The following is a 4,552-nucleotide window of genomic DNA, read 5'->3' as shown; positions in this document are numbered from 1 at the left end:
TCGTCCTAAAAACTCTTCCAAGTCCGAAAGAGTGGCCTTTAGCTTTATGGGCGCTTGTAATAGGCGCTGCCGGAACGTTCCTCCTTTACATTCCGGGGAACTTGTTCTTCAAGAGCGTCGTCGTCAGCGAGTACTTTAGATGGTGGACAGTCCACTACTGGGTTGAAGGGAGCTTGGAGATAGCCTATGCCGGAGCTATAGGACTCGTCCTAATGCTTCTGATTCCAGATCCGAGAGTTAAAAAAGTCGTTGACAAGTACATATTCTACGACGTCATTCTGGCAGCTACATCTGGAATAATAGGGCAGGGACACCACTATTTCTGGATAGGGACGCCAACCTTCTGGATTATGCTCGGAGGTGTTATAAGCGTTCTCGAAATAGTCCCCCTCGCTCTGATGGCTTTGGAGTCCCTCAGAATTGCCAAGGAATTGAAGCATCCTTTCCCCAATATACCGAGTCTTTACTTCATGGTCGGAATACTCATCTTCGGATTCATCGGAGTTTCGCTCCTCGGCTTAATGCAAACTTGGCCCTGGACGAACTGGTGGGAGCACGGAACTTGGGTCACACCAAGTCATGGCCATGAATGTATGATGGCCTTTGCAATGGGTGCAATAGCCCTTCTTTATCTCGCTTTGCCAGACTTAACAGGAAAACCCGTGGACAGAACCTTCGTTTCCTGGGGTAAAAAGGCTTTCTGGCTGATGTTCATCGGGCAAGTTATCCTCGCCACTTCCTTTGGTTTAGCTGGGACGGTGCAGATCTACCACTACTGGATTCTTTCCGAGCCATGGCAAAAAGTTCTTGAAGCGAGGTTCCCCTTCGTTCCCGGAATAGTTTTCGGAGGAGCAATGGTTTTCCTCGGATACCTCTACTTAGCAGCTTCGATGCTTCGACACATTCTCATGCCAGTTGAGGGAGAGGAGTACAAGCCAGCTGCTGCAAAGAAGAGTTTCCTAACAACATTCGATCACTTCCCGTTCCTTGTAGTCTTGGCGGTGTTCTTCTCGCTAATAGGCACCACCGGACTTTGGAGCTTTTCCTCCTCCGCAGTCCTTGAATTCGGAAATCTCTGGATTCCATTCACCCTCTCAGCAATAGCTTACGTGGGACTTGGAGTTCTGGCGGTGATCATGGCGAGCAAACTCGCAAGGGGGATCGAGTATGGTCACTATCTCGAATAGATTTCTCAACTATTTTTTGCTTACGAAACCCAAGTTAACGGCTTTACTTCTGCTCACGGCTTTAGTCGAAGCGCTTTCCGTTTACAACGGAAACGCGGGAGTTCTATTAGCTCTAATTCTCTCGGTGTTTCTGAGCTGTTCCGGGGTTAATGCGATTACAGCTTACCTTGACAGAGACATAGATGCAATAATGAGCAGAACCAAACATAGACCTGTGCCAAGAAAGGCTGTGAGGGAAAAGAACGCTTTAATTTTCGGAACTCTTCTTCTCATTGTCGGACTTGCTTTAGCTTCTCTGATCAACATTTACGTTCTATTCTGGGGAATCGTCGGAGCTGCCTTTGTTCTCAGCTACAACTACAAACTGAAGAGGCTAACGCCTTACAACATACTCATAGCATCTCCCGGTGGGGCAGCTCCTCTCCTTGGAGCTTACTCAGCAATGACCAGCGAGCTAATCTCTCTCCAATCGTTCCTTCTTGCTATGCTCATAGTATTCTGGACCCCCGTACACATCTGGAGTCTCGCAGCTTTTTACAGGGAAGATTATAGAAAAGCTGGAGTGCCGATGCTTCCCGTTGTAAAGGACAGAGAGAAAGTTATTAACGCCATAGCTGTGTTCACCTCCCTTTACGTACTCACAACTTTCGCAGTCTTCTCAACCCTCAGCAACGACGCTTTTAGCCTATCTATCGTGGCGTTGCTGAACTACCCCCTCGTCAAGCTTCTTTTGAAGTTGAGCGATGCCAAAGCCCACTACAAACTTTTCAAGCTGAGCAATCCCCACTTAGGGATAGTCTTTATATTGTACCTCTTCCTTTCAGTAGGGTGGTGGTAGCGTGAGGTGGCTGTTGATTCTACTATTGCTAACTTTCCCGGTGGCAGCCGAGGATGGCAAAACGATTTACGAGAAAAAGTGCCAGATGTGTCACGGAGAGAAGGGTGACGGGCAAGAAGACAAAGGTGTGGACTTTTCAGATCCGGAATACTGGAAGGATAAGAGCTACGAAGAAATATACGATGCGATAAAGAACGGAAAAGGCAAGATGCCAGCTTTTCCAGAGTTGAGTGATGAGGAAATAAAGAGCGTAATAGAGTACATAAAATCCTTCGCCCCAACACCGACACCAACTGAAACCCTCACTCCAACTTCAACACCAGAAAAAATAGTGACCGAAAAGAAATCGCCAGGATTCGGAATTCTTTTGCTTCTTGCAGCTGGAGCCTTAGCTCTAAGAAAAATTAAATAAAAATTTTTTATTTTTTCAGAATCTTGGGAACATTCTCCTCGTATGGCGGAAACACAACACCCCTCTCAGTAATTATAGCCGAAACGTACTTCAGCGGCGTGGCATCGAAAGCCGGATTGAATACCTTCACACCTTTCGGAGCTATGAACTTGCTTTTGCAAGTTATGTGGCAGTAAATAAGCTCATCCTCGCTTCTCTCCTCTATCTCAACGTCCTTGGCTTCTCTGTCCCAATCGAAAGTCGTTATCGGAGCGGCGACAAAGAAAGGAATTCCATGCTCTTTTGCGAGAACTGCCAAGGTGTAAGTTCCTATTTTGTTGAACACCGCATCCTTCACGATTCTATCGGCTCCCACTATAACCTTGTCAACCATCCCCCTCTGCATAACTATTCCCGCCATGCTGTCGGCTATGAGCGTTACATCTATTCCGTCCTGCATTAACTCCCAAGCTGTGAGCCTTGAGCCTTGATTCAGCGGTCGAGTTTCGCAGGCTATGACTTTAACCCTCTTTCCTTCCTCAACAGCGCTTCTTATAACTCCCAAAGCAGTTCCCCAGTCGACGGTGGCAAGTCTTCCAGTGTTGCAAATCGTCAAAATAGTGTCTCCGTCCTCGATAAGCTTAGCTCCGAACCTTCCCATGAGTTTGTTCCTTTCCACATCTTCTTCAGCTATTTTTTCAGCTTCTTCCAGTGCGAGCTTTCTAATTTCCTCGACGCTTTCCCCTTTCAGAGTTTTATTTAAAGCTCTTTCAATTCCGACGAAAAGATTCACCGCCGTAGGTCGAGTAGAAGCAAGAAGTTCAGCGGATTTTTTCAAATACTCCTTCATCTCGTCCACTGAGGAAAAATCTTTTTCGTGGGCTGCCAAAGCAATTCCGTAAGCTCCAGCTGCTTCTAAAGCAGGAGCACCCCTAACAGCAAGTTTTTTTATCGCTTCAGCAAGCTCCTCAACTCTTCTGCACTCAAGAATCTCGAATTTTTCCGGCAGCTTGGTCTGGTCTATGAGTTTAACGCAATCCTCCCAAAATATCGTTCGCATAACTTTGCCTTTTTGTTGAGATAAAAACGTTTGCGCAGCAAAAGTTTATATCCAAAAAAGTAAAAAAGATTTTGAGTGATGAATCTGGCAGTATCTGAGCTATGCGATGATGATGGCCGTACTTTCTGAATCAGATCTCTGGATGTCCCTTCACTTGCTCAACGCGCATTGCTCCTTCTTCCGTGTGGCAGCTCCAGCAAGCCATTTTTCCTCTCGTGTTTTCAAGGGCACTTCCTTTGGTGTGGCAGCTCTTACAGCTTTTCGTTTTGTCATCAAGCGGATATGCCGGAACGAACGTGCCTTCGTGGACAGCATTAAGAAGCTCAACAGCTTTCTTAGCCACATCAGCGGTAAGCCTTCCGCACCTCTCTGACCTCTCCTTGGAGAACGCTTTGTATCCGCTGACCTCACACCAGTTCGTGACGGAAGCATGGCAAAGAACGGAGTTCGATACGGAAGTCGGGAAGGGGCTTAGCTCAGCTTTCATCGCTTTCGGAGGTGTGTATTTCGGTAGCTCTTCATACATGTACCAAGCGTAAAGCTCATCTATGACCTTCTTAGCCTCCTCTTCCGGAGCTACGAGCCATATCGCCCAAGCTGCTCCGTTTAAAGCTCCACAAAGCGAAGCCCAGCCGACCAATCCTCCTTCTCCAACCGTGGCAATGGAGGCAACTGGCAAGAATTCCGTATAAGGCGAGCCGACCTCTTCAGCGAGAGGTTTCACTATCGCATAAAACGCTCCGAAGCAGCAGGCTTTGCCCGGAAGCTTCTCCCCATCGAACGTTTTACCCATGTATCCTTGATAGCCAAGCTCGGCAGCGTAATCCGGATCGATTTTCTTATAAGGCCACGGAGGCATCGGTAGCGGTTTGAGGACCTCTTTTACAACCACCTTTTCCTTAACTTCTGGCGTTGGTGTTGTAATTGGTTTTTCCTCCTGAGTGCAAGCCATGCCGAGAGCTGTAGCAATAACAGCTCCAGCAAATCCCAAAAAACCGCGTCGTGTCATCATATTTACATCACCATTATGATAGTATGAATTAGGAAGCATTTATCGCTTGCGGGGTTTTTCTCTA

At 47.2% G+C, this 4,552-nt stretch carries 5 protein-coding genes; 3 read left to right on the top strand and 2 right to left on the bottom strand.

The window, feature by feature from the left end:
* The 3 genes from F7C14_RS06395 to F7C14_RS06385 form a co-directional block, all read left to right on the top strand.
* Nucleotides 1–1,187 (top strand): cbb3-type cytochrome c oxidase subunit I (locus F7C14_RS06395; protein ID WP_290901032.1); only part of this gene is annotated, 1,187 nt, incomplete at its 5' end.
* Nucleotides 1,168–2,025 (top strand): protoheme IX farnesyltransferase, encoded by an 858-nt coding sequence (locus F7C14_RS06390; protein WP_290901030.1) that lies wholly within the window; start codon nucleotides 1,168–1,170, stop codon nucleotides 2,023–2,025. The genes F7C14_RS06395 and F7C14_RS06390, both read left to right, overlap by 20 nt.
* Nucleotide 2,026: 1 nt before the next feature.
* The gene (locus tag F7C14_RS06385) at nucleotides 2,027–2,437 is read left to right on the top strand and encodes a cytochrome c (protein ID WP_290901027.1); all 411 of its coding nucleotides are present in this window, start codon (nucleotides 2,027–2,029) and stop codon (nucleotides 2,435–2,437) included.
* Nucleotides 2,438–2,444: 7 nt separating this feature from the next.
* Here F7C14_RS06385 and F7C14_RS06380 read toward each other — a convergent pair whose 3' ends face one another.
* Together F7C14_RS06380 and F7C14_RS06375 are read right to left on the bottom strand one after the other, a co-directional pair.
* Nucleotides 2,445–3,476, bottom strand: coding sequence for an S-methyl-5-thioribose-1-phosphate isomerase (locus tag F7C14_RS06380; RefSeq protein WP_290901025.1), 1,032 nt, complete (start codon nucleotides 3,474–3,476; stop codon nucleotides 2,445–2,447).
* 130 nt (nucleotides 3,477–3,606) lie between these two features.
* Entirely contained in the window at nucleotides 3,607–4,488 is an 882-nt protein-coding gene (locus F7C14_RS06375) for a C-GCAxxG-C-C family protein (RefSeq protein ID WP_290901023.1), read from the bottom strand.
* Between the last annotated feature and the right edge of the window lie 64 nt (nucleotides 4,489–4,552).

This window comes from Ferroglobus sp., from assembly GCF_015521575.1.
Taxonomy (GTDB): domain Archaea; phylum Halobacteriota; class Archaeoglobi; order Archaeoglobales; family Archaeoglobaceae; genus Ferroglobus.
This window is presented reverse-complemented; position numbering and strand designations above follow the sequence as displayed.

Bases quoted from the DNA above. Each gene is read 5' to 3' on its own strand.
- F7C14_RS06390 (WP_290901030.1), top strand. From the start codon at position 1,168: ATGGTCACTATCTCGAATAGATTTCTCAACTATTTTTTGCTTACGAAA.
- F7C14_RS06380 (WP_290901025.1), bottom strand. From the start codon at position 3,476: ATGCGAACGATATTTTGGGAGGATTGCGTTAAACTCATAGACCAGACC.
- F7C14_RS06375 (WP_290901023.1), bottom strand. From the start codon at position 4,488: ATGATGACACGACGCGGTTTTTTGGGATTTGCTGGAGCTGTTATTGCT.